The 25,349-nt window shown below is 38.0% G+C and carries 26 protein-coding genes and 3 riboswitches; of the genes, 3 read left to right on the plus strand and 23 right to left on the minus strand.

Features of this window, described 5'->3' with window-relative positions; translation table 11 throughout:
- Positions 1–10: 10 nt before the first annotated feature.
- The 7 genes from galU to FCL54_RS18460 all read right to left on the minus strand — a co-directional run bounded on the left by galU (position 11) and on the right by FCL54_RS18460 (position 5,969).
- A complete protein-coding gene (gene galU, locus FCL54_RS18435) occupies positions 11–889 on the minus strand; it encodes a UTP--glucose-1-phosphate uridylyltransferase GalU (RefSeq protein WP_138128406.1) in 879 nt (292 codons plus the stop codon).
- Between the two features lie 16 nt (positions 890–905).
- Positions 906–2,726 carry a polysaccharide biosynthesis protein gene (locus FCL54_RS18440; RefSeq protein WP_138128407.1) on the minus strand — a complete coding sequence of 607 codons (1,821 nt, stop codon included), beginning with the start codon at positions 2,724–2,726 and terminating at the stop codon, positions 906–908.
- A 32-nt stretch (positions 2,727–2,758) separates the two neighbouring features.
- Complete coding sequence (locus FCL54_RS24130; RefSeq protein ID WP_171016917.1) at positions 2,759–2,899, minus strand: hypothetical protein; 141 nt, start codon at positions 2,897–2,899, stop codon at positions 2,759–2,761.
- A gap of 233 nt (positions 2,900–3,132) precedes the next feature.
- Complete coding sequence (locus tag FCL54_RS18445) at positions 3,133–3,795, minus strand: CpsD/CapB family tyrosine-protein kinase (RefSeq protein ID WP_171016919.1); 663 nt, start codon at positions 3,793–3,795, stop codon at positions 3,133–3,135.
- On the minus strand, positions 3,785–4,528 hold the full coding sequence (locus tag FCL54_RS18450) for a YveK family protein (RefSeq protein ID WP_171016920.1): 744 nt from the start codon (positions 4,526–4,528) through the stop codon (positions 3,785–3,787). Before FCL54_RS18450 ends, FCL54_RS18445 begins: the two co-directional genes overlap by 11 nt.
- Positions 4,529–5,034: 506 nt before the next feature.
- Entirely contained in the window at positions 5,035–5,694 is a 660-nt protein-coding gene (locus FCL54_RS18455) for an SdpI family protein (protein ID WP_171016921.1), read from the minus strand.
- Positions 5,691–5,969 (minus strand): autorepressor SdpR family transcription factor, encoded by a 279-nt coding sequence (locus FCL54_RS18460; protein WP_138128411.1) that lies wholly within the window; start codon positions 5,967–5,969, stop codon positions 5,691–5,693. Before FCL54_RS18460 ends, FCL54_RS18455 begins: the two co-directional genes overlap by 4 nt.
- Before the next feature lie 258 nt (positions 5,970–6,227).
- A riboswitch (cyclic di-GMP riboswitch) is annotated at positions 6,228–6,312 on the plus strand.
- A 35-nt stretch (positions 6,313–6,347) separates the two neighbouring features.
- Between FCL54_RS18460 and FCL54_RS18465 the strand changes: the two genes are divergently transcribed.
- Positions 6,348–6,473, plus strand: a complete 126-nt coding sequence (locus tag FCL54_RS18465) for an anti-repressor SinI family protein (RefSeq protein ID WP_138128412.1) — start codon at positions 6,348–6,350, stop codon at positions 6,471–6,473.
- A 102-nt stretch (positions 6,474–6,575) separates the two neighbouring features.
- Positions 6,576–6,908 carry a helix-turn-helix domain-containing protein gene (locus FCL54_RS18470; protein WP_138128413.1) on the plus strand — a complete coding sequence of 111 codons (333 nt, stop codon included), beginning with the start codon at positions 6,576–6,578 and terminating at the stop codon, positions 6,906–6,908.
- A 57-nt stretch (positions 6,909–6,965) separates the two neighbouring features.
- Here the strand turns inward: FCL54_RS18470 and FCL54_RS24855 are convergent, their stop codons facing one another.
- The 4 genes from FCL54_RS24855 to FCL54_RS18485 all read right to left on the minus strand — a co-directional run bounded on the left by FCL54_RS24855 (position 6,966) and on the right by FCL54_RS18485 (position 8,248).
- Positions 6,966–7,307: a DUF5658 family protein gene (locus tag FCL54_RS24855; RefSeq protein WP_425467150.1), complete on the minus strand. Its 342-nt coding sequence runs from the start codon at positions 7,305–7,307 to the stop codon at positions 6,966–6,968.
- 21 nt (positions 7,308–7,328) lie between these two features.
- On the minus strand, positions 7,329–7,574 hold the full coding sequence (locus tag FCL54_RS18475; protein ID WP_138128414.1) for a hypothetical protein: 246 nt from the start codon (positions 7,572–7,574) through the stop codon (positions 7,329–7,331).
- Positions 7,567–7,899, minus strand: a complete 333-nt coding sequence (locus tag FCL54_RS18480; protein WP_138128415.1) for a helix-turn-helix domain-containing protein — start codon at positions 7,897–7,899, stop codon at positions 7,567–7,569. The genes FCL54_RS18475 and FCL54_RS18480 overlap by 8 nt, the downstream gene beginning before the upstream one ends.
- Positions 7,900–8,116: 217 nt before the next feature.
- The gene (locus FCL54_RS18485) at positions 8,117–8,248 is read right to left on the minus strand and encodes an anti-repressor SinI family protein (protein WP_138128416.1); all 132 of its coding nucleotides are present in this window, start codon (positions 8,246–8,248) and stop codon (positions 8,117–8,119) included.
- A 374-nt stretch (positions 8,249–8,622) separates the two neighbouring features.
- Positions 8,623–8,705: riboswitch (cyclic di-GMP riboswitch) on the plus strand.
- A gap of 26 nt (positions 8,706–8,731) precedes the next feature.
- Here FCL54_RS18485 and FCL54_RS18490 point away from each other — a divergent pair.
- Positions 8,732–8,863, plus strand: a complete 132-nt coding sequence (locus FCL54_RS18490) for an anti-repressor SinI family protein (protein ID WP_138128417.1) — start codon at positions 8,732–8,734, stop codon at positions 8,861–8,863.
- A 125-nt stretch (positions 8,864–8,988) separates the two neighbouring features.
- On the opposite strand, the gene FCL54_RS18495 is transcribed toward FCL54_RS18490, so the two are convergent.
- From FCL54_RS18495 to FCL54_RS18550, 12 genes are all read right to left on the minus strand, one after another.
- Complete coding sequence (locus FCL54_RS18495) at positions 8,989–12,330, minus strand: trifunctional glycoside hydrolase family 18/polysaccharide deacetylase/glycosyltransferase family 2 protein (protein WP_138128418.1); 3,342 nt, start codon at positions 12,328–12,330, stop codon at positions 8,989–8,991.
- A 119-nt stretch (positions 12,331–12,449) separates the two neighbouring features.
- On the minus strand, positions 12,450–13,364 hold the full coding sequence (locus FCL54_RS18500) for a glycoside hydrolase family 16 protein (protein ID WP_171016922.1): 915 nt from the start codon (positions 13,362–13,364) through the stop codon (positions 12,450–12,452).
- Positions 13,365–14,347: 983 nt separating this feature from the next.
- Entirely contained in the window at positions 14,348–14,782 is a 435-nt protein-coding gene (fabZ, locus tag FCL54_RS18505) for a 3-hydroxyacyl-ACP dehydratase FabZ (protein ID WP_138128420.1), read from the minus strand.
- Between the two features lie 92 nt (positions 14,783–14,874).
- On the minus strand, positions 14,875–15,159 hold the full coding sequence (locus FCL54_RS18510; protein WP_138128421.1) for a DNA-directed RNA polymerase subunit beta: 285 nt from the start codon (positions 15,157–15,159) through the stop codon (positions 14,875–14,877).
- A gap of 66 nt (positions 15,160–15,225) precedes the next feature.
- Positions 15,226–16,227: a rod shape-determining protein gene (gene mreB, locus FCL54_RS18515; protein WP_138128422.1), complete on the minus strand. Its 1,002-nt coding sequence runs from the start codon at positions 16,225–16,227 to the stop codon at positions 15,226–15,228.
- Between the two features lie 138 nt (positions 16,228–16,365).
- Complete coding sequence (gene spoIIID / locus FCL54_RS18520; RefSeq protein WP_138128423.1) at positions 16,366–16,644, minus strand: sporulation transcriptional regulator SpoIIID; 279 nt, start codon at positions 16,642–16,644, stop codon at positions 16,366–16,368.
- A 460-nt stretch (positions 16,645–17,104) separates the two neighbouring features.
- Entirely contained in the window at positions 17,105–18,982 is a 1,878-nt protein-coding gene (locus FCL54_RS18525; RefSeq protein ID WP_138128424.1) for a M48 family metallopeptidase, read from the minus strand.
- Positions 18,983–19,109: 127 nt separating this feature from the next.
- The gene (locus tag FCL54_RS18530) at positions 19,110–19,763 is read right to left on the minus strand and encodes a 3'-5' exonuclease (protein WP_138128425.1); all 654 of its coding nucleotides are present in this window, start codon (positions 19,761–19,763) and stop codon (positions 19,110–19,112) included.
- A 12-nt stretch (positions 19,764–19,775) separates the two neighbouring features.
- Positions 19,776–21,698, minus strand: a complete 1,923-nt coding sequence (locus FCL54_RS18535) for a DUF294 nucleotidyltransferase-like domain-containing protein (RefSeq protein ID WP_171016923.1) — start codon at positions 21,696–21,698, stop codon at positions 19,776–19,778.
- Positions 21,682–23,343, minus strand: a complete 1,662-nt coding sequence (locus FCL54_RS18540; RefSeq protein ID WP_138128427.1) for a sodium:solute symporter family protein — start codon at positions 23,341–23,343, stop codon at positions 21,682–21,684. The genes FCL54_RS18535 and FCL54_RS18540 overlap by 17 nt, the downstream gene beginning before the upstream one ends.
- 23 nt (positions 23,344–23,366) lie before the next feature.
- Complete coding sequence (locus tag FCL54_RS18545; protein ID WP_138128428.1) at positions 23,367–23,669, minus strand: DUF4212 domain-containing protein; 303 nt, start codon at positions 23,667–23,669, stop codon at positions 23,367–23,369.
- A 460-nt stretch (positions 23,670–24,129) separates the two neighbouring features.
- Complete coding sequence (locus FCL54_RS18550) at positions 24,130–25,008, minus strand: DUF1028 domain-containing protein (protein ID WP_138128429.1); 879 nt, start codon at positions 25,006–25,008, stop codon at positions 24,130–24,132.
- Between the two features lie 180 nt (positions 25,009–25,188).
- Positions 25,189–25,276: riboswitch (cyclic di-GMP riboswitch) on the plus strand.
- Positions 25,277–25,349: the final 73 nt, after the last annotated feature.

Below are 25,349 nucleotides of genomic sequence, written 5' to 3' on the forward strand. Positions count from 1 at the left end.
GCTCTGTCTTTTATTTAACTAATTCTTTATCTAGAACTGAAGAAAGATACTCTAACAATTGAGCCCGTAATTCCTCTCGTTGTAATGCAAAGTCTATTGTCGTCTGGATAAAGCCTATTTTTTCTCCAACGTCATACCGAACTCCCTCAAAATCGTAGGCATATACTGCTTCATGTTTATTTAAGCTTGCAATTGCATCTGTCAGTTGAATTTCTCCTCCTGATCCCGGCTCTTGTTTGGATAAAATGTCGAAAACTCTAGGGTTTAGAATATAACGTCCCATAATTGCTAAGTTAGATGGCGCTTCCTTCACTTTAGGCTTTTCCACCAAACTGTTTACACTATAAAAGCGATCACTAATAATATTAGCATCAACAATTCCATATCTAGATACCTCTTCATGTTGAACTTGTTGGACACCAAGTATTGACGCATTGTATCGTTCATATTGTTCAATCATTTGTTTAAGGCAAGGTTTTTCAGCCTGGACAATGTCATCACCTAAAAGTACAGCAAATGGTTCGTTTCCAATAAACTTGCGAGCACACCAGATTGCATGTCCAAGTCCTTTAGGTTCTTTTTGGCGTATATAGTGAATATCAACTAACTTTGAAGATTTTTGCACTTCACTTAGCAACTCGTACTTGCCCTTCTCTAATAAGTTTTGCTCTAATTCAAATGAGTGGTCAAAATGATCTTCAATTGCTCTTTTTCCTTTACCTGTGACGATAATAATATCTTCAATGCCTGACTCGATTGCTTCTTCAATAATATATTGAATCGTTGGCTTGTCTACAATTGGAAGCATTTCTTTAGGCATTGCTTTTGTTGCAGGCAAGAATCTGGTTCCAAGTCCTGCTGCGGGAATAATAGCTTTTCTTACTTTCATGATAATTCTCTCCTTTTCAACTTGATACTTTCACCATTTGGACTACTTTATTGTTAGCTAGATTAACTAACCTTTCTCTTAGTAAGTTGGAATCAATTCTAGAATAGTTTGTAATGATCTCTTGAATCTGTTCTATATGTAGTTCTGATGTCTTTCCAATATATATTTTTGGATATATCTGTTTTTCGTGCACTTCATCCTCATTTAGCAGTTCTTCAAAAAGTTTTTCACCTGGCCTCATTCCTGTAAATCTTAGACCGATGTCTTCGATCGTATTTCCAGAGAGTCTTATTAAGTTTTTAGCAAGATCTACTATTTTAACCGGTTCACCCATATCTAAGACAAATATTTCTCCTCCTTTAGCGAGTGCTCCGGCTTGAATTACAAGTTTAGAGGCTTCCGGAATGGTCATAAAGTACCGAACCATATCAGGGTGTGTAACAGTTACAGGGCCACCTTTTTGAATTTGCTTTTTAAAAATAGGAATAACGCTCCCTCTACTACCAAGCACGTTACCAAAACGAACAGCTACGAATTTCGTTTGGCTCGTTTTATCCATGTGTTGAATAATCATTTCAGCAAGTCGTTTTGTTGCTCCCATAACACTTGTCGGATTAACAGCTTTGTCGGAAGAAATCATGACAAAAGTTCCAACACCATGCCAACTTGCAGCTTCTGCTACATTGAGGGTTCCCTTAAGATTATTCTTTACGGCTTCATCTGGATTACGCTCCATTAAAGGTACATGCTTATGGGCAGCAGCATGATAAACAACTTCCGGTTTATATTTTTTCATAACGTCCATCATCTTTTGATCATCCTGTATATCTGCAATTTCAGTAGTGAAATTAATTGGAGTATTCCTAAAAGTATCTTTTAATTCCAATTCAATTGAATAGATGCTGTTTTCACCATGACCTAATAAAACCAATTGTTTCGGATTATAATTTGAAATTTGTCGACATATTTCAGATCCGATTGAACCGCCTGCACCTGTTACTAATACTGTTTTATTGGTAACATATTCTGAAATGGAATTAATATCCATCTGTATAGGATCCCTTCCGAGTAAATCCTCCACTTCTACATCTCGGAACTGGTTAACTGAAACTTTACCTGTAATCAAATCTTCTAACATTGGAAGAATTTTAGTTTTGGCATTCGTTTTAGAACATTCCTCAAAGATAACATTTAACTCTTTCTTTTTAAGTGAAGGAATTGCAATGATAATATTTTCTATTGCAAGTTTCCTAACAACCTCTTCGATTTTACTTATTCCACCAATTACTGGAACCCCGAATATATCCAGGCTTTGCTTTTTAAAATCGTCATCTATAAATGCAATCGGAACTAGTTCGGCATCTTTATTATTTAAAAGTTGCCGAACAATCATTGTTCCTGCTGCTCCAGCACCTATTATCAGTGTTCTTTTTTTACTCTTATTCTGGTTCATAAATGCATCCCGATATATCCTCCAAAAAAATCTCGAACCCCCAATTAAAAACATGTGAAGCATCCAGGTCACTGCAAGGAGTCTTAAATAAATATCCTGGAGGAACACTGCTTGTACTAAACCGGCAGTAAAAATTGAAAACGTAATTGCTTTAATAATAATAATTAATTCTCCTACGCTGGCATATTCCCAGGCTTTTTTATATAACTTATAAATAAATGCAAAAAAATGATGGCTGATCAAGAGTGTGATAGAACTTAGAATGATCGGCATTGTGACTACATGAATATCTGCATTGACTAAGAATCTTCCAAAAAAGATTGCTGTAATAACTATCAACGAGTCCATTACTATTAAAAGTGATAACCTCTGGTTATATGTCACGACTATCCCTCCTCTCATTAATAGAGTAAAAGTTATTTTGCATTGGTCATTCTCTTCTCAATCGCATAATTGACTATTTTTTGAATCTCTTTTAACTTATCCGGTGGAGCATCTTGTTTAATATAGCGAATGGCTTTAGTCAATGACTTTGGATAGTTGTCTAATTCCTTCACCTTCTTCATCCCTCCTGTTTTTCAATGATTTAAAAGTAGTACAAATACAACTTTGCTCAATTTTGTATTTGTACTACTTTTAAAATAAATAGGGCATTAAACCCGACCTCACGTCACACCTTCGACGACTGGCATCTAAGGTTTCTTTCAACCCACAGCATGACCGAGTGTTTCCATTGATAAAGGTAAGGAGACATCACCATGTTCATTATTAAGAACGAAGTTATACAACGTTATCTTTTTTTATTCAAAGTGATACCTATTAAGTTAGCTTCTGCCATTTCAAGCATTCTCTTTGCCTCTATAGCATCATCTCTTTTTGTTTTATTTTGACATATCACAAGTATTACACCATCAAATAAATTAGAAATAATATTAGTATCTGATACTTCAAGTACCGGGGGAGCATCAAAAATCACGAGATCATATTCTTCCAGGCACTCTTCGATGATATTTGAAATTGTATCGGCTTTTATTAATTTTGAAGGACTAGCAATCAATGTACCACTAGTAACTACATCAAGCCTACCAATCTCAGTACGATTAATCGCTTCTTTAAAAGTCGTTTCTCCCAACAAAACGTTGGTTAGTCCTAGAGAATTTTTTAATTTGAAAGATGCATGAACACCAGGATTTCTTAAGTTTCCATCTACTACTAACACCTTTTTCCCCTGCTCAGCAATTGATATTGCCAGGTTAACTGAGGTTGTAGTTTTACCTTCTCCGTAACTAGGAGATGTCACAATTAGTGATCGTAATTCTTTTGTCTTAGAAATAAATTGGAGGTTTGTTCTTAACGTACGAAACTGTTCAGCGATAACTGAATTTGGATTTTCAGTTATCACTACACTTTTTTTTAGAAATTTTGAAATTGTACTGCTATCACTACGAGCCAACAGATTCACCTCTTAATGTTACATTTTTTTGGTTTTTCTTTTTGCCGAGCAATCGCTTATTTGCTTTTGGAACACTTCCAATTACAGATACCCCTAAAAGTTTTTCAATCTCTCGTTCAGATTTTATCGTGTCATCTAAGCTATGAAGAAAGAAGACCAATCCTATTGAGATAATTAACCCAAAAATAAATGCCCCAATGTTATTTCTCTTAGAAGTATCATTTATTGGATACCAACTTCTCTGTTCATTTGCGGTGGATAATACTTCAAAGTCATTAAAGTCAATAAGTTTAGGGATCTCGCTTTTATAAGCCTCAGCAGTTGCGTTAGCGATTTTAGCAGTTAATGGCCCGTTAGAATCAATTACAGAGATTGTTAAAATCTGTGAACCTTCAATACTATTCACAGAAATCTGACTTGAAAGTTGTTCTGGTGATCTATTTAACTTTAATTCTTCAACAACTTTTCCTAGAATAATAGGCTCCTTCATCATTACGGTTAATGTTTTCATCAATTCAGGTGGCGCTTTAACTAACATACGGGAAGAAGATTGGTATAAAGGACTGTATGTTAAGTTGTTATAGAAAGCACTTAGGATAGTGAAAATAGCAGTTATCAGAACAACAATCCATATTCTTTTTTTAAGAATGCTGAACAGTTCTTTTAAATCAATTTCCTTCTTCTTTTCTTCTTCCACTGAATTATTATTTGGTTGATGAGATGGATTACTCAAGTGATCACCTGCTTTTAAAATATTGGTTTTCGTTCTTTATATGAAACGACCGTCGAAAAATATCCAATACATTTATTTATAATCCTTATTTTAGTTCTATATAAAGAACAAGTCAACCTGATTTTAAAAAAACCTTTACTCATATGCAGGAAACTTCTGTGATGCTTTCATCAACCGCTGCAAATTCCTTAGAAATTAGTTCCTTATTCAAATTGTAGATTCGGTGATCTACTCCTGAAGTCCTCCTTTATGTATTAATACTACAATTTGTTTATTTTAATGACCTAAACCCTCAAATTAAATTTTAGCATTTTGAGTTTGCTAATATAGTTATTTAAATCAGAATACAATGCTATTTTGTTTTATATAAAGAACAACTCGTAACTAAAGTACCATCATAGAAAAGTTGTGTCAATTAATTTCGTGAACTTTCAGATAATATTTGACTGGTTTAGAAGTATCAGGAACCTATAAAAGTATAAAGCCAGAAGCAAAGCTCCCGGCCCTTAAGAATTTATCTTTCTATATTGAAAAAAAGAATACCCAAACAAAAACAAACTAACCCCAAGCAGCGGTCCAATTACAAAAAAGATCTGAACAAAACCTTCTACAAAAGCACCAAGTAATACAATTATTCCCGCCATAACAAACAGTTTTCCCCCAAGACGGTGTGTTTTATGCCACACCCGCTCATCGGCCAAAGTCCATGGGGTTCGAATTCCAACAAAATAATTATGTCGAAACCTTCCCATGTAGTTTCCGAGGACTATAAATAGTATTCCCATACCAGGGAGTACAAATTTTCCTGGATTAATTGCTGTTTCACCTATGCTTTCCTGATAAGCACTATAGAGAGCGAGGAAATAAGTTCCCATTAAAAAGAGATGAAACACCCACCGGAAAATTGTATATGCACCACGGAATTTTTGATAATTACCTTTTCTAGGATCGATACTGGGCAAAAATAGCATAAGAAAAAACAGGCCCAAATTTAGTATTGGAAAAAAGAAAACACCAAATTCTTTTGAAGAATAGCCATCTGGCTTTCCATTCATTCCCCAGTGTGTAGGAATCTGGTCCGGTAGCTGGCCGTATAAAATGATCCCTGGTACTACACTTAACCCAATTATGATGAGGAGTAGCTTATCCCATTTTGTGAAATTCATTTTTCCTCTCCCCCTTTTGTTCCATCCTTGAACTGCAGGAACCATCCTACAAGATCCTGGAAGACTGTCGTATTCAATGAATAGTATATAAATTGGCCTTTTCGTTCATCGATTACAATTTCAGCTCGTTTTAACAAATTTAAATGATGGGAAATGCTTGGCTTGCTAATGTTAAAATGTTCTGCAATCTCACCTGCAGTCATATCTTTTTCTTTAAGAAGTTGAATGATTTGTCTGCGAGTCCCATCAGCTAATGCTTTAAAAGTATCATTCATTTTTTTGCATCCCTTTTGTTAGACGTTTAGAAAATCTTCTAAATAAAGTGTAATGATTTTTCCATCTAACGTCAAATTTTTCTCAACAAGACATTTATTAACTTACATTTTAATTTGTAATACCTTAATTTCTCTCCGTTTGACAAAAACAGCTAAAAAAACAACCAGTTTTTCGCAAAAAAGAACAACCTTTTCAGGAAGTTTGGACTATTATAATAGTAACATTAAATGGTATATGTTTCTAAATTTGTTATCTTCTCCAGCTCAGGGCAAACTTATTGAAAAATAAGGACGCAAAGGCACAGATCTAAGGCAAATCTGCTAAGGTGGCTGGTCTTCCTGGATCAATATATACATTATGGGAGGGGCCTGTACAGTATGAACGTACATACCAATGAAAAGCTCGACATGGAATGGGTCAATTTAATGATGATAGCGAGAGATTTAGGATTGTCAGTTGATGAGATCAAAGATTTCTTAAAAAAGGGTAATCAAAAATCGTAGGCATTTCGACTTGTTTAGAACTTTTTTCGTTTGTTCTCTTTACTGAACGATTCTAGTATTGATATAATATTGTTAACTGCTAGAAGAAGGAGGGGAACAAACATGATTGGTGCAAAAGTTCAAATGTATCGCCAACGCAAAGGACTCTCTCTATCCGAACTCGCTGAACGTGCAGGTGTAGCCAAATCATATCTTAGTTCCATTGAAAGAAATATCCAATCCAACCCCTCAATTCAATTTCTCGAAAAAATTTCAAAAGTATTGAATGTTTCAGTAGAGACACTGCTGCAAAATGAAACAGACATCGAGGAAAATGAACTTGACCAGGAATGGAAAGGCCTTGTAAAGGAAGCAATGGAATCAGGTGTAAGTAAGGAACAATTTAAAGAATTTTTAGAGTTTAACAAATGGCGGAGTAAAAATACTAACCAATAGACATTCATGAATAGGAAATCCAAAAAGGAGCTACGGCTCTTTTTTTTTGTTTGAGGGTTAAACCAGTAAATAAAATATCCATATACTATGTAAACAGAAGGCAATACTGTAGGCGAACGCTGCGAAATAAACTAAATAACTTACAGGTTTTCGGATGGGATGCTTTCCTTTTAATGCAATCGTGAATAAAAGAATAGAAAGAAATAGTTTTAAAGTAATAAAAGAAAGAGGACTGCTTTTGTAAAGTGATTCCATAAGCGGATTCAGTTCTTGTATTGAAAAGTTCTGTATTCCAAAATAGGTCAATATACCATCCAGTAAGTTAAGAATTCCTAAATAAACTAATATATATTTAATGGTTTTAATCCTTGTCGATTCAATTATCTTTGAGATCGTCATAAAAGTTTTCACACCTACTTTTTAGAGAATACGTTGATTTTTTATGATTTCGGTGAGTTCTAATTTTTGGTCGTCTTTTATTAATTGCTTAATTTCCTGTTCTCTCTCTTCCAGTAAGTTAATTTGCATCAATGTATAATCAAAAGGACATAACCCCTTCATAGTTCCATCAATGTATAATTCACATCTATTATCTTCTACACCTACCATTTTGATTTTCTTTCCCAATATAGAAGTTACGAAAACTTTATCATTAAGTTTAATCAATTCCTCTCTCCTCCTTTTGTTTCCATTTGGTAAATAAAATAAAGTTTTCTATTTCAGATTTTTCTAGTCCCATTGATTTTGCTTCTTGAATCAAAGCAATCCATTCATCATCCAGCTCGGAAGATTTCTCACTTAAAATAATTTCAACAGGTACCTGCAGTATGTTGGAAATTTTGCGTATTACCTGTATGGAAGGGTTTGTTTCGTTATTTTCAATAGCACTTAAGTGTCCTTTCGATATATTGGACCTTTCAGCAAGCTTAGATAGTGATATTCCTTTCGATTTTCTTATTGTTTTTATATTTATTCCCAAATGAACTACCATCGGCAAACCGCCTTTAAAGATAATGTGAAACGATTATGCTCCGTATTTAATATTGCAAGATAATGTCGTTCTAATTAAAGAACGTGAACCAACCATAAAAAATCAATAATATACCAACTTTGTTCTTATTAAAGAACACAAATTTATTATACTATCAAATTCATTTCTTGAAAAGCAAAAAAGCCCTGTTTAATTAAACTGGGCTTTATCAAAGATTTTATTTCACGGTTCCTTCGTTATGGTATTTTATAAAGTCTCTTACATCCTCGACAGATAAACCGGCATCCCTAGCTACTTTCATTAAGTAAACCCATTCTTGATCTAGTTTTTCAGGAACCGCTACTTTCAATTCCAATTCCTCCTCAATTTTCTTAAAGTCAATTTAAATCTTCTGATGTTCTTTATTAAGAATATTTATTATACTATAGAATTTTTTTCCATATTTATAAAACGGCATATTACATGTTTATGTTCTGTTAAACGAACATTACCTCCAATTTTCTTTTCTATTCTTCCATTTTCTTAAATTTTCTAAAAATAACATTTATTTTGTCATTTTTATCTGAGTTTAATCTATATTCTTTAACAAAAATGGATTTAACTTACAAAATCATGATCGTTTGATGGTTTATAGAGTGACTTTTTGGGTATTTGATGAATAGATAGTACTGATATACTATTATAAAATTTTGAACTAGTACTTTAGAACTTTGTATATTACCCTCCAGAAAAAGGCAAACCGGCTGAAAAGCAGGGACGCAAAGTTACAGATCTACGGCATCTGCTAGGATGGCTGAGCTACCTGGAATAAATTTCTTCGGGAGGGATAAGAATGAATGTTCAATCGCCAACAGAAAAGTTAGACAAAGAATGGATAATTTTAATTACAAAGGCTAAGGAGGCAGGATTTTCCGTTAACGAGGTCAGGTTATTTTTAAAGACTGCTTGTTTAAAGAATTTCTAATTAAAATGATCATCTTGTTTTAAGAAATAAATCTCTTTTACTGGGATAACCCGATTATTATAGGGTTATCTTTTTGTTGTAAAGAAAGCCTCTGAACAAAAGAAAACTTGTCCAGAGACCTACTTCTATACTTCTCTTGCGAATGGTCGTACATGTTTTTGTTCCCCTTGTGTTCTTTCATCGACATTTCCGGACCTCTGTAATTTGTTCCAGCCTACCAATACTCCCCATGCTGCAAAGAAGAAGGCCTTCCACACGATTAAAGTCATAAACGGAAGATAGATTGTTCTTTGTAACCATAGAAGGAATAAAGGCTTTGTTTTTTCTTTTTCAAGCTTAAAGGAATAAAAAGTAACGATATAGTCTATTAGCAAAAAGATTCCAAAATAGATGAACAACTTCGATGAACCCTGTAATAATCCAACCAGGATGGATAAGCCCATTAATGGTGATGCTGCCTGGAGAATATAAGAAAACCATGCATTGGGCATTCCGATAAACCCAAGCGATTTAGTTTTTTTATTAAATAAACAATCTTTGTGTTTCCATAAGCATTGCAGCATTCCGTACGACCAGCGAAACCGTTGTTTCATAAAGCTTCGCAGATCCTCTGGTGCTTCGGTAAAAGCCAGGGCGTTTTCTTCATATGCAACCTGATATCCTTTTTTCAGTAGTTTAATTGTTATATCAGCATCTTCTGCCAGTGTGTCATCATCAAGAAAGCCAACCTCTTGAATTGCTTGCTTTCTCCATGCCCCTACCGCACCAGGGACTACCGTTACACAGTTAAGCTTGCTGAATGCTCGCCTTTCCAGGTTAAAACCAGTTACATATTCAATATGCTGTGACAGTGTTAGTAAGTTTCTAACATTTCCTACTTTTACATTTCCTGAAACAGCTCCTACCAATGGGTTTTCAAAATGGCGCACCAATTGTGATATGGCATTTTTTGATAGTATCGTGTCTGCATCGATTGTAATAACAATATCACCTGACGATTCTTTGAATCCCCGGTTCACTGCAGAGGATTTTCCTCCGTTGGGCTTTTGGATTAAACGTACTCTTTTATCTTCTCCAAATTCAGTTGTCACCACTTTTGCTGTGCTATCTTTTGATCCATCATCTACGACAATAATTTCAAGATTTTTATAGGTGCTTTTTAAAATGGAGCGAATTGTCTGGCCAATTACTGTTTCTTCGTTAAATGCAGCTATCACTACACTTACCGTAGAATCTGTTTTATCGGGTATAAGTTTACTAGTCTTTCCTTTTATCTTTTGCTTATAGCTGAAAATAAATAAGATGATTAGCCGAATGATCCCGATTCCAATAAGTAGAGAGAACAAACCTGTCATTATTTTAGAAAATTTAACCTGAAAGAAAGTCCCGACTGCTGTCACATAATTTAACGACGATTCTTTTTCTTTTACCGGAGGCATCATTTCCTCTCTTTTTTTATTGATAAGATCACCGATCGATACAAAGGTATATCCTTTTTCCCTTAGCTTTTCGATTATGATAGGAAGTGCCTCAATAGTATGCGAGCGATCTCCACCTGAATCATGTAACAGGATAATATTACCGTTGTTTATTTCATCCATGGCTCCATCGACAATTTCTTTTGTTGAATCAGCTTCCCAGTCCCGGGGATCAATTAAGGAACCTACCAGGTAATACCCCATCTCCTGAGCTTTGACTACATGGCCGATCGGTTTAGTAGATGGGCCAATATCAGGCGTATAAGGGGGACGGAAAAGATTTGTAGATACACCAGTGAACTTTTGGATAACTCGCTGTGTCGAGTTAAGCTCTAGCTTTGTTTCCATGTTGTCTTTTGCCAGTCGAGCGTGGCTGTAAGTATGATTACCAATTTCATGCCCTTCATCTACGATACGCTTTAAAACGTTTGGATTAGCCACTGCATTTTCTCCGACCACGAAGAAAGAACCTTTAACACCATACTTCTTAAGAATATCCAGAACTTTTGGTGTGTACTCCGCGCTTGGACCGTCGTCAAAGGAGAGGACAACCTGCTTACCTGTTGCTTTTCCGTATCGTTTGACAACCACCGGTGATGGCAAATCACTGTACCTTTCTCTTAAAATAATACCATCATTAATCTCAAAATTTCGGCTGCCACTCTTTTCTGTAGATTTTATTTTTACAATTTCTCCTTCGCCTTCTGATCTGCCAGCCAATCCTCTATCTATCGATTCCATTTGTTCAATCACTTTATTCAACTTGTTCGGTTGTTTAAGTATTTTCCATACTCCCGGGTCCTCGGTTCCTGAATTTTGAAGAGCGATTCCGCTGACACCGAACTCTTTTGCCGCTTTTACCTGGTTTAAAAAAGTAGCAGCGTCAAGAAACCACATAATATGATCCTCTCCATTTTTCCGGTACCGAACATAAGGATTATAAGATTCTTTATCCCACTGAATCTGCAGATGGAATTCGTTACTCATTTCCATTAGTTTGGAGTAAGTAACACTTTCCCCCTGGCCGCCTGTTGTTTCGTTCCAATCATACCCTTCATTTCTTAAACTGATCACTAATTTATCTGGAGGAATGTCCAAATTATTTAATTTACTTATAAACCATCCCTGTGCAGCAAGAGGGCCTCTTATAGTTGTATTGTTATGCTGGTTGGTCATGTGAACAATTGTTCTGTCCGTATAATCAGCTAAAGATTCGATATCACTGCTTATGCTATCCATCTGGACGCTCCGGGTAACTTTAAGGTTTGACGTGTGGAATAATGTATATAGTTCTTTAAAAAAATCCTTTAATTTTTTTTGATCGTCCCTGTTAACCCCTTCGAAATTTATATTAATTCCGTTATAACCGTTTTCCTTAACTGCCATCTCTAACTTTTTAATGAAAGCTACTCTCGTATTGGAAGTGGATAGCATGTTATGTAATGCCTTTTCTGATCCAGGTCTCAGACTGGGTATGATTTCTACACCTTTCTTTTTAGCAGCATTGTCTATTTTTTTGTCGGGTGTAACCGTGATCGATAAATCGTTCTCCAGCTGAAACCAATCTGGTATTACAGAACCTATGCTATCCATATTTTTAATAAAGTGTTTTTTATTATCACCTTCATAATAAAATCCGTAAGTATCATTGTCCTGTATTAATAGCGGTTTTTCTACTCTCTTTTTTAATATACTGGTACTCTCATTATTCCAGTCGTCTATTTTTTCTACCGGTTCATTGACCGGTGTAACCATTCCATGTTCAAGACCAAGTGCATTTAAATGTGGCGTTCTCGTGATACTAAGACCAATCATCATTATTAGTGCCACCAGGCATACCATGGAAAAAAGAGAGTAATCTTTAATTTTTGACCTTCTTTCACCGTTTATATCTTGAAAGATAAATTGTTGCTTTTTCTCTTCTTTTTGGGTAGCAGCACTATTATAGTTATAATTAGTAAATAACCAGATTGTTAACTTCTTTAGCAATGTTTATCCTCCTATTCTTACTTTTCCGCAATCCATCATGTTCCTTATTAAGAACAAAGTTGCAGTATTTACCGATATTAAGATTATTAAACATTTTATTAAGAACGAACAGGGATGTCTTATTTTATTTGCTTATAAAACCTGACATAGTCAATTTTATATAGTTGAGGAAATTCTGTCTTTTGATCAGGATTACCTGGCCATTCTCCACCCACTGCAGTGTTTAAATACAAAAACATCGGTACATCAGGAGAGAATTCTTCGGTTTCAAAAGTCACTTGTTCATCGACAAGCCATTTTACTTTCTTTGGACTCCATTCAATAGAAAAGGTGTGAAGTCCCTTTGAGAAATCAGGCCCTTTATAGGTATTGTAGGCTCTCTTCTTTTTCCCATTTTCATCATACCAGTGCATTACCGCCCAGTATTCTTCCGGCTTATGCCCCAGATTTTCCATCACATCTATTTCTGGAAGTCCGTTTGAGGTTGCAGGGAGTGTCCAAATTGCCGGAAACATTCCTTTTCCAACAGGTAATCTAGCCCTGACTACAAGCTTTCCATATTTAAAAGTAAATTTATCTTCTGTTGTAACTGCACCAGAGGTATAAGGTTTATGTTTATAATTTTTATCGTCGCTTTTCAATTGAAGAAATCCATCTTTTACAAAAACGTTCTCAGGAATGTAATATTGTAGTTCTTCATTTTTTTCTGATTCCCAAAACACTTTATTCCATTTGGTTTGATCAAGCTCTTTAGCGTTGAATTCATCATGCCAGACCAGCTTCCATTTTTCGTTATCCACTACATCATTTGTAACGGTAAGATCGAAATTGGTACCATTTGTTGAAAAGCCTTTTCTTATATCTGCTTTTGAAGCATTCACACTTTCAATTTCACTATTAAGAACATCAAAATGCACTGTCTCCGTCATATCTTTTCCCAACACTCGCCTCTCATCACCTACTTGTACCAAATTACTTTTATAAATAAAGATTCCTACAAGCAAGAAAAGAATTATATAACGAACGAACTTCATCATATCTCCTCCTTTTTTGTTGTTATAATGCACACACTCTCATTAAAGTTGCATACCTTTTTATAGCCAGTTATGATCAAAGAAAAATCAAATTGGACGCCTTTTTGTTCTTGATAATGAACAAAACCACCTAAATATGTATCTAATATAGAACTACCCCGGTTTCAGAAATATGAAACGGGGTAGTTCTATATTTTATTTTTTTATTCTCCGCTATTTTCTATGCCCTGTATTGTCAGTATTTTTAGTGTTAACGCCACTATTATCCGTTTTGTTGCTACAATAAGTGATCAACCTGAATCCAACCAGAGACCTTTTGAGTTTGAACGTTAGATTCTTTTAATTAGACTTCTTGCTTTGTTTGAGACCAGTCCCATTGACTTAAAAATTTCATTGCTTCACTTTCAACAAAAATTTCGTTATTCTTGGAGGTCTTGATCAAACCCTGACCACTGTTATTTTTTGCATTGAATTCTTCGATATTACCTTCTTTCCCGTTCATGCGGTCATCAACAAAATCCCTAAGAGCGAAACAGCAACTTTAAAAAGAAAATCCCTTTTCATTTTTGTCAACACTCCCCTGTCATAGATTGTGTTAAGACCGCCCTATAATCAATGGTTGCGGTCACTTAGAGCATATCAACCGAATGAAAAAAATGGTGCAAATTTACCGACTCTTAACACAGGCTTTAGGTAGTTAACAAAACAATAAGTTTTTCTAAATTGATAGCGTTATGGGATTATAACCGTCAAGAATAGAATTGTAAGTGGTCTGAGGAGGTACCTAAGAATTCACAAGACAGCAGAGGTTTATTGGGTAAATTTTAACTTTGTTATCCGAATGGATCGAAATACTGTCAGGAAAAACTTTTATTGTCAAACAGTCAAGAATACGAGCGAAATAATGAATCTCCAGCCAGGTTTCAGAATGCCGCATTCCGGCAACACAAAAGCCAGCCGAAAGTAACGGCTGGCTCCATTAGCTATTCTTTTTTATCGCCTAAAGCAAACATGATCTCCGTTTCGCAAGCCACTTCGCCATCTACATAAGCGATTCCTTTTCCTTTACCCATCGGACCGCGAACTTTCGTCATCTCCACTTCAAGACGAAGCTGGTCGCCAGGCTTCACTTGCTTTTTGAAACGGCACTTATCTATGCCCGTGAAGAAGGCGAGGCGTCCCTGGTTTTCTTCTTTTTTTAGCATCGCAACTGCACCGACCTGAGCGAGAGCTTCCACGATCAGTACGCCTGGCATAACAGGATAATCTGGAAAATGGCCATTGAAGAACTCTTCATTCGCTGAGACATTTTTAATGCCGATCGCTTTTTTACCTTCTTCTACTTCCAGGATGCGGTCCACTAACAAGAATGGATAGCGATGCGGTATGATTTCTTTGATTTGCTGTGTATCTAACATGTAATTTCCTCCAGTCATTTTTATAATTATGTACAGAAAAAGAGGGAGCGTTGTCCCTCTTACTATTCTAACAAAGTCTTCACTTTTTAAGTTTATTTTTCCTTTTTCACGATATCAACGATTTTTTGCCATGTTTCTTTATGGAAGACATCCTGCGGATCGCCTTCCCCTATAACACCGTATCCGATCATGGCACCAGCAGCAAGACTTATGAAAAGTAAAACAATCACAACAATAACACGAAGCCAGATTGGAATTAAACGAATCCTCGGCTTTTTCTCTCCTTGAGATTTCGTTTTCTTTTCTTCTCGTGACTTTGGTTGATCTTCAACGGAATTATTCACTTGTTCATTTTGTAATTCTTGTTTTTCGTTCATATTAACACCCTCGAATAATAAACAAGACTAAAGGCCTATTAAATGTTTACCCCTTGCTTGTCCAACTTAACCCAGCTTTTTGCGGGCAATTTTATCCATATGCTCAAGCATCAATCCAGTTCCTTTTGCAACACAGGACATCGGTTCTTCCGCTACCATCACAGGAACCATCAATTCTTCTGAGAATAATTGTTCTATTCCATGCAGAAGAGCTCCGCCACCGGTTAAAATGACACCGCGGTCGATAATATCAGCCGAAAGCTCAGGCGGTGTTCTTTCAAGTACACTCTTTGCCGCTTGCACAATATATGCGACAGATTCCTCAAGCGCTTCCTGAATTTCAGTTGAATTGATCGTAACTGTCTTAGGCAATCCGGAAACCATATCCCTTCCCCGGATGTCCATCTCTTCATACCGACTCCCTGGAAATACCGTTGCCACATTGATCTTCAACTGTTCTGCTGTTCGTTCCCCGATCAATAGCTTGTACTTTTTCTTAATATAATCCGTAATTTCCTGGTCAAACTTGTCCCCTGCAAGCTTAATGGAAGAGGCGGTGACAATATCGCCCATTGAAAGAACTGCGACATCAGTCGTTCCACCGCCTATGTCCACAACCATATTTCCGCTTGGCTGGAAGATATCCATTCCGGCACCGATTGCAGCGACCTTTGGTTCTTCTTCTAAGAAAATTTGCTTACCGCCGCTCTTCTCGGCAGCTTCCTTGATGGCTTTCTTCTCAACGGAAGTAATATTGGTTGGTGTACAGATTAAAATGCGGGGTTTTGCTAAAAATCCTTTCACATTGATCTTGTTCAGAAAGTGTTTTAGCATGGCTTCGGTAATATCGAAATCTGCAATAACGCCGTCTTTTAACGGACGAATCGCAACGATGTTTCCAGGTGTCCGGCCAACCATCTGCCTTGCTTCTTCACCAACAGCAAGCGCTCTCCCTGTATTCGTATCAATAGCGACAACAGAAGGTTCGTTTAACACAATGCCCCTTCCTTTGACATAGATTAGTACATTCGCTGTACCAAGGTCTATTCCTATATCACGAGAAAACATTCCTTTTCCTCCCTGTATTACATCAGTTCATCTATGGTAGAGTGTCCTAGTATGCATATTATATCCATTTATATATTGTAGCATAATTTTCTGCAAGGGAAGAGATTCTTTTAGAAAAATTTGTCGCTTTTTAGAACTTTATTTTACGGCGGGTTGTTCTTCCTTCTCAGAGTCCTTTCGATATTTTATTCTTGTTGCCTCTCCACCACGTAGATGGCGGATCGATTTATGATACTCCAGAATATCTTTCACTTCGTTTGCCAGGTCTGGATTGATCTCAGGAAGTCGTTCAGTCAGGTCTTTGTGAACAGTGCTTTTTGAAACTCCAAATTCCTTGGCGATAACCCTCACCGTTTTTTTCGTCTCCACGATGTATTTACCTATCTTGATGGTTCGCTCTTTGATGTAATCGTGCACACCACTCGCCTCCCTAAATTGGATGTGAGAGATGCGAAATGAGACTTTTCAGTGATCACGCTACGAAGTAACTCATCGAGTCGCTCATCTAGGTGTCAATTAAATGTGCGCAAAAAACACTTCGAAGCCTTACCACAACTTCTCACCTCTGCCCCTCAATTACTAAGTTTTGTAACATTTTATTAAGGGAGAATGAGTTATATACCAAAAAGTCAAGAGGGACAAGGGATTTATTTGAATTTTTGTGTAAAAGGATAAGTTGAAGGGAAATTTGTTTTTGTGATGTAAAATGCTTTTGATTCACAAAGATATTGTTAACATACAAAGGCGGCTATGTTTTAAGTACATCTTATAGCGAATATTCAGATGGCGCGGGAGTATTAGTTAAGCAAGTACTTACTATTTCTTCTAATAAAAATGGCGTACAAACCTATTTCTGTTTGTACGCCATTTTTATTAGTTAAGACAACTTTTCAGCCAAAACCTGTTTTTGATAAATTTGTGCACTTTTTATAGATGTGATTTTTTCTGTTACAACTTCATCAGGCAATAAAACAGTGAATGTCGTATTGAAAGGAACTGCTAATTTTTCATCGCATTCCTCAAATATTTCTTGCCAATACTTTTCGGGCTTAACGGAATCATTAGGTTCTAGTTTAAAACCCAGTATGTGACAGGGCTTATCAGGAATAGTTGACAGTTTCTTTTGTACAAGAAAAGCTTCCTCTATTTGTGAAATTTCTTTTAACCCTTCCACCAATTCAAGAACCACTTTTTGGTCAATATTACAGCCCTCAAATTCATCTTCCTCTGTTACGATTTCTGATTCTTCAGCGGAAGCTTCTAATACAGCGATCCATTCTTCCCTTTCCTGCACAATACTTTCTAAGTCTTCTTCAAGGTTGTGTTTGTAATAAAAGTCACCGACCGCTTCCAGGCTGTCTAGCTTTAATTCCCAATCCATCGAAATACATTTACGTAAGTATTCAACTCCTTTACTATTTTCCAACTCAAGATATGCTGTACCGATCGCATATAGAAATACAGGGTTTTCATTTGCTTCCTTCTCTGGCAGGAGTTCTTCATATAGCGGCATTGCCTTTTCTAACTCCTCAAGGTTACGAGTAATATTAGCTTTTTCAATTTTTTCGTCTACAGTTAGCAAAGCTTTTCCCTGAAGTTTTTCGTAGCGTACTTTAGCATCTTTTTCATATTCAAACCTTGCTTCTATATCTTCCTTAGCTGTTTCCCACCAATCCACATCAAAAGCATCCACAATTTCATCCGGCTTAGCAAAGAATTCCTCTGCTGCACTTTTTTCAAGTTTTGCGGAAGTTTGAACTTTTTCTCCTAATGATGCTAGCCTATCACGTAAGCATGGATGGGTATCTCCATAGCCTGTTTTATCTTTTAGGGCTAAGTTCAAATAATCTTTATGATATTGTTCTGGTATTTTGTTTATTGAAGCGGTTAGATGCAAATATGGTTTAGGGCTGGTGTTATGCTGTTTCGCTTGATCATAAATTTCATTCCAATAGTTCTCATAAAAATATGGAGCCTTAATCTGAATGTCACACAGAGTTTCTGCTGTAATTTTACTGGAAGTAACTCTGGCCGCAGCAGCATCAGCAAGATACTCTTCTCTTCGCATCAAAATAAACGAATACGCGTCTAATTGAGGCAGGTACCAATTAAAGAATTTTTTAAATAATACCTTGTAATAAAAGTCGTCTTCCTGAAACGATTCTATTGTTCTGAACCAGGACTCTCTCACCCTGTAAATCCAACCGCTGAATTTAGAGTCTTTCCCCCGTAAATGTCCTAACTCATGAGCTATAACAGAAGTTACCTGTTCTTTCGAAAGCGTCAAGAGCAAAGGAAAGCCAAGTATCAATATATTTTTATGAAATCCCAGAACACCTAACCTTGGCACCTGTGCCATAGCAGCATTATAGCGAGATTCGAGCACAATTTTATGGATCGTTGCGGTATGCAGTTCTTTTGTTAGTTTATCAACCATTTCAAACAAGGAAGGAGCCTCTTCACGGCTTAACTCATACCCCTCGGGTTCAAATTGTTTCACCCATAATGCCCTGAAAAGAATAAATGAAAGAGATCCTGTAATTAAGACTACCTTTGCACTCCCAAAAGAGAATCCAGAATCAATGATGTAAAAGATACTGATTCCCAGTAAAAACAATGCTGCCGCTAAAATAAAGAGCACGTAAAAATAACCTAGAAATGCCAGCAATCCTACACGAAACCGATAAGCTCCAGGATTTTTATCAGCGTAAGCTTCCAGTTTCTTAATCTTATCCTCCAACCTGTTAAAATCCATTCCGTTCCCTCGTCTTTCAAATATTTTGTAAATTCAATTAAGTATACTTCTTTGCCGGCAAGTTGGGAAGATACCATTTTGTGGATGGTTAAAAAGATAGTAATTTAATCCTTATTTCACGATGATTTTATATCCTCTTATTGATTTCCCCCGCTTTTAAAAGATCACCCCATGTTCCTAAACCTTTCTCTTTGAGCCGGTATACAAGTTCGCAAAACAGGTATGCAGTAGTCATGCAGTCACCAAGCGCAGTATGCCGGTCATAAATCCTTGTTCCAAAATCGATCGCATACTCTTCCAGGTCCTTAATTTGCTTTGCAGGGTATAAAAAGCTCAGGAGTTCAAGTGTATCCAGCGTTGTCGGCGGGCTAAAGCGATATCCTTCAAGCTGCAATTCTTTTTTAAAAACAAGATTGTCGAATGAGACGTAATGGCCGACCAGGCTTACTGCATGGCTATCTTCCACATACTGAAAAAACGCTTTTATAGCATCTGCCGAATTTGGAGCTCCTGTAACGTTGTGGTCGGTTATCCCGGTTAATTGTTTTATTTGCTCAGGAATTTTCCTGTTTGGATTAATATAGGTATGAAAGGTTTGTTCTTCCTGGACGTTGAGGCTCTGGATCTTTACACCGGCCAGTTCAATTAACCGATCGCCTGATTGCAGGGCAAGACCCGTTGTTTCTGTATCTAACACGATATAAGTAAGATCATCAATAGGAGTGTTTAAAGGGATGTCATCCTGCAGATCTACTTGGAACTGCTTTTTCTTCCAGAACATTGCCGCTCCTTTCTAACGAATGTATTCAGCCTGCATGTGCTGTTTTAACAGTCGGATCGCTTTTAATGAAATAACCAGGTCATCTTTTTCCCTTGTTTTGAGCTGTGCAAGGGATAAGACTGAGGAAGACTGTTGCTTGTGTTGAGTTGCCTGCCATTTTTTGTGTAAATAGAGATCCATCACATCGTTAAAAGCGTACTGGACATCTTCTACCAGTCCTTCAGACAACACGTGCTGTTGAGCCAAACGTTTTAGTTTTTCTAATGGCTTCCCTTCAACGATTCCATGGGATAAGGCCAGAATTTGTATCGCATGATGAAAAGGAAATAGAACCTGTTTCTTCATATCGATTTCTTTTACCGCCCTTCCAAGCAATGACCGGATCGGGCTTTCCAGGTTGGGAACCTGCAGTTCACTTTCTATTTGTGCCATTCGATAGAGCATAATCTTCATCGACGGCATCTGGTTTTTTAGCAAACTTAGGAATTGCTGATACAATGAATCGTCGCCAAGCAACAGGCGGAAAGAAAAGAAATTTTGTGCCTGGAGAATTCGATCGTTATCTGATATTCGCTCCCACTGGCGAATACGTGTTTCCCAGGCTGAGAGACTGCCACGCCAATCTGGATTTGATGCCATCATGTTTCCTGTACAGCGAGCATAGCCTGCTTCTTCCAGAACAGCAGTTATCTCTTGGCCAAGTAGCGAAAAATATTCATTGGTCTCGGTTTCTTTCTCTGGCTCTGAATCCTCATAAACAAGAAAGTGGTCCTGGTCTGTTAATAAAAGCTGTTCTCCTCTTGCACCGCTTCCCATCTGAAACCAGCAAAAAGCTACCGGTGGTGAAGTTTCCGTTTGGGCCACTACTGCTTCAACTGCAAGCTGGACACATCTTCGTGCAAGCCGGTCATAGGTTTCTGTCACCATTTGGAGGATATGGTGAATTGGGATTTGCTCTTGCAACAAGCTTCCTATCATTTGGTAAATGGCTTCCTTCATGCTTTGGATTTCTGCCCTATCGAGCGTTTCAATATTATTAATCATATTGAATGCCTGCAAATTCCGCCTTCGAAATAAGTCTGATAAGGTGATGATTCCTACAAGCTGATCGCCTTGAAGTACCGGGAGATGCTTTATTTTCTTTGTCAGGCAGGCTGCGAGCGCCTGGTAATAGTAGTCACTATGATGAATGGTAACTGGATTTAAGGTCATGATAGATGAGATAGGAACTTCATAGGATTGCTCCCTAGCGATCACCCTGTGGACCATGTCTTTTTCAGTGACGATCCCTGCCAGTTTCCCCTGGTTTAAAACCGGCACAGAGCTAATGTTATGATCGGCCATTTTGTTAGCCACAGAGCGAACCGAATCAGAATGGGATACTGTGATCACCTCTGCTGTCATGATATCCTCAACTCTGCGAATATAAGGGGAAGTATCCTCCCATTTTTCAGCGTGTAAAAGCTGTTCAGCAAGTGAATGATAAATTTCTTTAAGCCGGACTGCTACCTCATGGAAAAGGTAGTCTTTCACCTCCCTTGTTTGAAGGAGCTCCCGTAAAATTTGATACGGGATAAAAAGAAACTGTGCAAGCTGTGTCGCTTTTACCTCAAGCAGGCTTTCAAAGTTAGAATCAGTGTCTTTTTCAAGGAAATCAGCAAGGCTTGAAAACCCTATTAGTTCGCCCTCCTCTATTATTTCAAGCACTTCTTCCTCCTGTCCTTTATGGCCATGCAGGACAATTTCAGCTGCACCTTCTAGAACAAGAAAAAGGCCGGCACGCTTTTGACCGGCCGGTAAGAGGATCTGTCCTTTTTCAATCGTTTTCATCGAACATTGGGAATAACGGTAATCAAATTCTATGAGACTGCTTTTTTGAAAAAGAGGGTGTCTTCGCACGACTTCTTCATAGTCCTTCTTATCCCGCAGTTTCATCCTTCCATACCTCTCCATCTTTGTATGTCATCTGTTCAGGGTAACGAAGGTCCATCACTTCATCCTGTATTTTTTGCGTTGGTGCAGGTGTCGATAAAGATACAATCACGTTTGTGAGGATCGCAGCTGTTGCACCGAATACTCCCGCTCCTGTATCGATAATTCCCGCTATCGAGAAGCCGCCGTATTTAGCAAGGAAAATGTAGCTTAACGTGACGACTAAACCGACGACCATTCCCGCGATAACGCCCTGTGCGTTCGCCCGCTTCCACCAGACTCCCAGTAGAAGTGCCGGGAAGAAAGTTCCGGAGGCTATCGCAAAGGCCCAGGCGACGATTTGTGTGATTACACCTGGAGGATCAAGCGCTACAAGACCGGCGACAACCGTTGCGATTAAAATGGATAATCTGGCAACAAACATACGCTTTTTCTCAGTTGCCTGAGGGTTGATGATCCGGTAATAAATATCATGCGAAAAGGAAGATGAAATAGCGATCAACAGCCCGCCTGCTGTGGATAAAGCCGCAGCCATCGCTCCTGCAGCAACAAGGCCGATAACAAACACGCCAAGGTTGGCGATTTCCGGTGTCGCCATTACGACAATATCGTTACTTATCGCAATTTCAGCCCATTGCAAAATTCCGTCTCCATTCGTGTCCGCCATTTGCAGTAAACCGGTATTAATCCACTTTTCAGTCCATGCTGGAAGGTTGGCAATCTCGCTTCCGGCAATCTGTGTCATCAGAATAAAACGGGAGAACGCCGCATAAGCAGGTGCAGACAGATAAAGCAAACCGATGAACAAAAGTGCCCACGCACCGCTCCACCGTGCCGCTTTCATCGTTGCTACCGTATAAAAGCGGACGATTACGTGCGGCAATCCCGCAGTACCAGCCATCAAGCTAAACATCAACGCAAGGAACTGCCATTTTGTTGCATCATCGAACGGAGCAAAGTATTGCGATACTCCGAGCTCCCTGTCTAACTCACCAAGCTCAGCAACAACGTTTCCGTAGCTAAGCCACGGCATAGGATTGCCGGTAATTTGAAGTGACATAAAAATAACAGGTATTAAATAAGCAATAATGAGAATCACGTACTGGGCAACCTGTGTCCAGGTGATCCCCTTCATACCTCCAAAAGTCGCGTATACTGCGATAATCGCAACCCCGATCATCGTACCAACACGAGCATCCACTTCGAACAAGCGCCCGATTACCACTCCGGATCCGGCAAGTTGTCCAATCGAGTATGTAAAGCTGATAATAATCGTACAAATCGCTGCGATAACAAGCGCTGTTTTACTGTTAAACCTGTCCCCGATAAACTCCGGCACGGTGTAGCGGCCGTACTTTCGGAGCTGTGGTGCCAACAGGAAGGTCAATAACAAGTACCCGCCTGTCCAACCCATGATATAGGCAAGTCCGTCGTATCCCAGGACCATGACGGTTCCAGCCATCCCAATGAAGGAAGCTGCACTCATCCAGTCAGCGCCGATCGCCATTCCATTGTAAATAGGCGGAACCCCGCGACCTGCAACATAGAACTCAGATGTTTCTTTCGAACGGTTATAGATCGCAATCCCGATATAAAGCGCAAAGGTTAAAATAATTAAAGATAAAGACACGATAAACTGTGTACCCATCCCCGATGAATCCCCCTTATAATTTATTGATTAACTGAACGATCTAATGTCTGCTCTATTTTTTTCTTCGGTGATAGGCCATATTTTTCATCAATCCTGTCACTTATGGCAGCGTTTACAAACAATAAAACAATAAATGTGGCTACAGATCCCTGGGCTCCCATAAAATAATGAAGCGGGAAGCCATTGAATGAATACTGGGCTAGTGATTCAGCAAAGAACACCATTACATATGAAACAATGAACCAAATAACAAGTAAGATTCCAATTAATCGAATCCTTTCCTTAAAGTAAGCATCCGCCACTGCTTTATCGATCTTTTTCATCTTTACCCTCCTTTAAAAGAACCATTGACTGGAATATCGGTTTACTTGCAAAATAAAACTTAAATGTTGTCCTGCCACCTCCTTATTTCAAACTAAAGATCAGTTTGACAGTGTCTATAAAACCGAGTGGAACCCTTGCAATTTCCACCACAATATAAAGGAATAAAACCAAAAATGGCCCTAAAAAGAAAACAGGCTTGTTCTTCCTAAGTCCAGCCACAACACAAAAAATAGTCAATAAAATAATAGCCCAAATCACAGCACAATCCCCCTCTGAGATGAATCAAACATGACTTTTTATAAAATTAATAATTTTCTATCAATTTAATTTTATACTTTATTATGTAAGGGTTTATTGTACTTGTCAATAGTTTTTTTGGCATAAAAATGGAAGTGAGTATAGGAAAATAGTTTGTTATAAACAAAGATGGAGGGGATCGTCCCTCCATCTTTGTGTTTACTATTTTTGTTTCATATATTCAAGTACTGCCAGGTCCAGTTTACCTCTTTCCTGTTCGCGTTCTTCAAAGTTTTCTGTGTGAAGGAAAGAACGGAATGCATCGAATACAGCATCATCCGTATGGCTTTCTTTATGCTCAAGATACTCAAGCCGTTCCAGCTGTTGAATCAGTTCTGCCTTTATATCCCCCTCGATTTTGACTACGTTTTCTTCTTTCGTCTCTGAAAAGTAAAGCTGGTGAAGATGATAGATACGAATCAATTCTTTAATAGGTTCTGGGTGATCATCGACGCGCAGGTCAACCGCTCTGTCGTTATATCCTCCGTATCCGCCTTTTTCTTTTACGATAAGAAGCGCTGCTGATTGCTTACCACGGCTGTCACCGCCTGCTTCCTGGCCAGCGTCCAGTGCTTTTAACAAGCGTTCAGACAACGGGCCTTCCGTCTCTTCAAACGTTTTTCCCATATTTTCAACAGTCTCTTTTCCAACAAGGATATTCCCCTGTGCTGCATAGTGTTTTCCAGTAACACCACCTGCCCAATCATAGCAATCCTTTCCTGTGAAAGTAGCAGGATTTCCGTTTCCATCTACGATTCCAACCTGTCTTAGCTCTCTTTCCTCATCGTCTTCGGTTAAAATCTTAATCGTTTCTTCAGCGGATTTTCCTTCCGCCATCAGCTTTAAGCCATTTTCCCCATAGGAAATGTTGGCGTAAGATTGGGTAGCAACCGCTCCAACTCCTGCTTTTGCCCACGGAACAACCGCTCCAACACCCAGAAATTTTGATTGAACGGCAATACCCAGCTCTTTAGTCTCCGGGTCATAACCTACTATTGAAAATGTTGCGATCAAGTCATTTGGAATTTTTCTCTTCGTCATGTCACTCGCTCCTTTATTTCATTAAAGTATGTCACTTAACTGTTTCGATATTCGTAATAAAATTCCTTCCACATCCCTAATGGTCCTTTTCCCTATCTAAGAGATTTTTCTCAAAAAGATTGAAAGTATCTCTTCCTATGCCGATATAAAAGATAGGAATTACTTTTATTCTAAAATAAAACTCGATAAAGGCAAACCTCTGGAAACAAAGGGACGCAAAGCTATAGGGGCTAAAATTGCATTTGTATTACGCCAGCCAGCTACCGAAGATTATATGCATCCAGTTTATGCTGCACTTCGGGACAGCATTTTATTTGTACTCCTGGATACCACCTTCGAGT

Source organism: Exobacillus caeni (assembly GCF_005747095.1).
Lineage (GTDB): Bacteria > Bacillota > Bacilli > Bacillales > Guptibacillaceae > Exobacillus > Exobacillus caeni.

Coding starts and splice junctions, on each gene's coding strand:
- FCL54_RS18510 (WP_138128421.1), bottom strand. CDS start 15,159: ATGAACGAAAAACAAGAATTACAAAATGAACAAGTGAATAATTCCGTT.
- FCL54_RS18490 (WP_138128417.1), top strand. CDS start 8,732: ATGAATGTTCAATCGCCAACAGAAAAGTTAGACAAAGAATGGATAATT.
- FCL54_RS18530 (WP_138128425.1), bottom strand. CDS start 19,763: ATGTTCTGGAAGAAAAAGCAGTTCCAAGTAGATCTGCAGGATGACATC.
- galU (WP_138128406.1), bottom strand. CDS start 889: ATGAAAGTAAGAAAAGCTATTATTCCCGCAGCAGGACTTGGAACCAGA.
- FCL54_RS18545 (WP_138128428.1), bottom strand. CDS start 23,669: ATGAAAAAGATCGATAAAGCAGTGGCGGATGCTTACTTTAAGGAAAGG.
- FCL54_RS18455 (WP_171016921.1), bottom strand. CDS start 5,694: ATGAATTTCACAAAATGGGATAAGCTACTCCTCATCATAATTGGGTTA.
- FCL54_RS18525 (WP_138128424.1), bottom strand. CDS start 18,982: ATGGATTTTAACAGGTTGGAGGATAAGATTAAGAAACTGGAAGCTTAC.
- FCL54_RS18480 (WP_138128415.1), bottom strand. CDS start 7,899: ATGGTAGTTCATTTGGGAATAAATATAAAAACAATAAGAAAATCGAAA.
- FCL54_RS18500 (WP_171016922.1), bottom strand. CDS start 13,364: ATGAAGTTCGTTCGTTATATAATTCTTTTCTTGCTTGTAGGAATCTTT.
- FCL54_RS24855 (WP_425467150.1), bottom strand. CDS start 7,307: ATGACGATCTCAAAGATAATTGAATCGACAAGGATTAAAACCATTAAA.
- FCL54_RS18540 (WP_138128427.1), bottom strand. CDS start 23,343: ATGGGTACACAGTTTATCGTGTCTTTATCTTTAATTATTTTAACCTTT.
- FCL54_RS18470 (WP_138128413.1), top strand. CDS start 6,576: ATGATTGGTGCAAAAGTTCAAATGTATCGCCAACGCAAAGGACTCTCT.
- FCL54_RS18550 (WP_138128429.1), bottom strand. CDS start 25,008: ATGACGAAGAGAAAAATTCCAAATGACTTGATCGCAACATTTTCAATA.
- FCL54_RS18535 (WP_171016923.1), bottom strand. CDS start 21,698: ATGAAACTGCGGGATAAGAAGGACTATGAAGAAGTCGTGCGAAGACAC.
- mreB (WP_138128422.1), bottom strand. CDS start 16,227: ATGTTTTCTCGTGATATAGGAATAGACCTTGGTACAGCGAATGTACTA.
- FCL54_RS18465 (WP_138128412.1), top strand. CDS start 6,348: ATGAACGTACATACCAATGAAAAGCTCGACATGGAATGGGTCAATTTA.
- FCL54_RS18460 (WP_138128411.1), bottom strand. CDS start 5,969: ATGAATGATACTTTTAAAGCATTAGCTGATGGGACTCGCAGACAAATC.
- fabZ (WP_138128420.1), bottom strand. CDS start 14,782: ATGTTAGATACACAGCAAATCAAAGAAATCATACCGCATCGCTATCCA.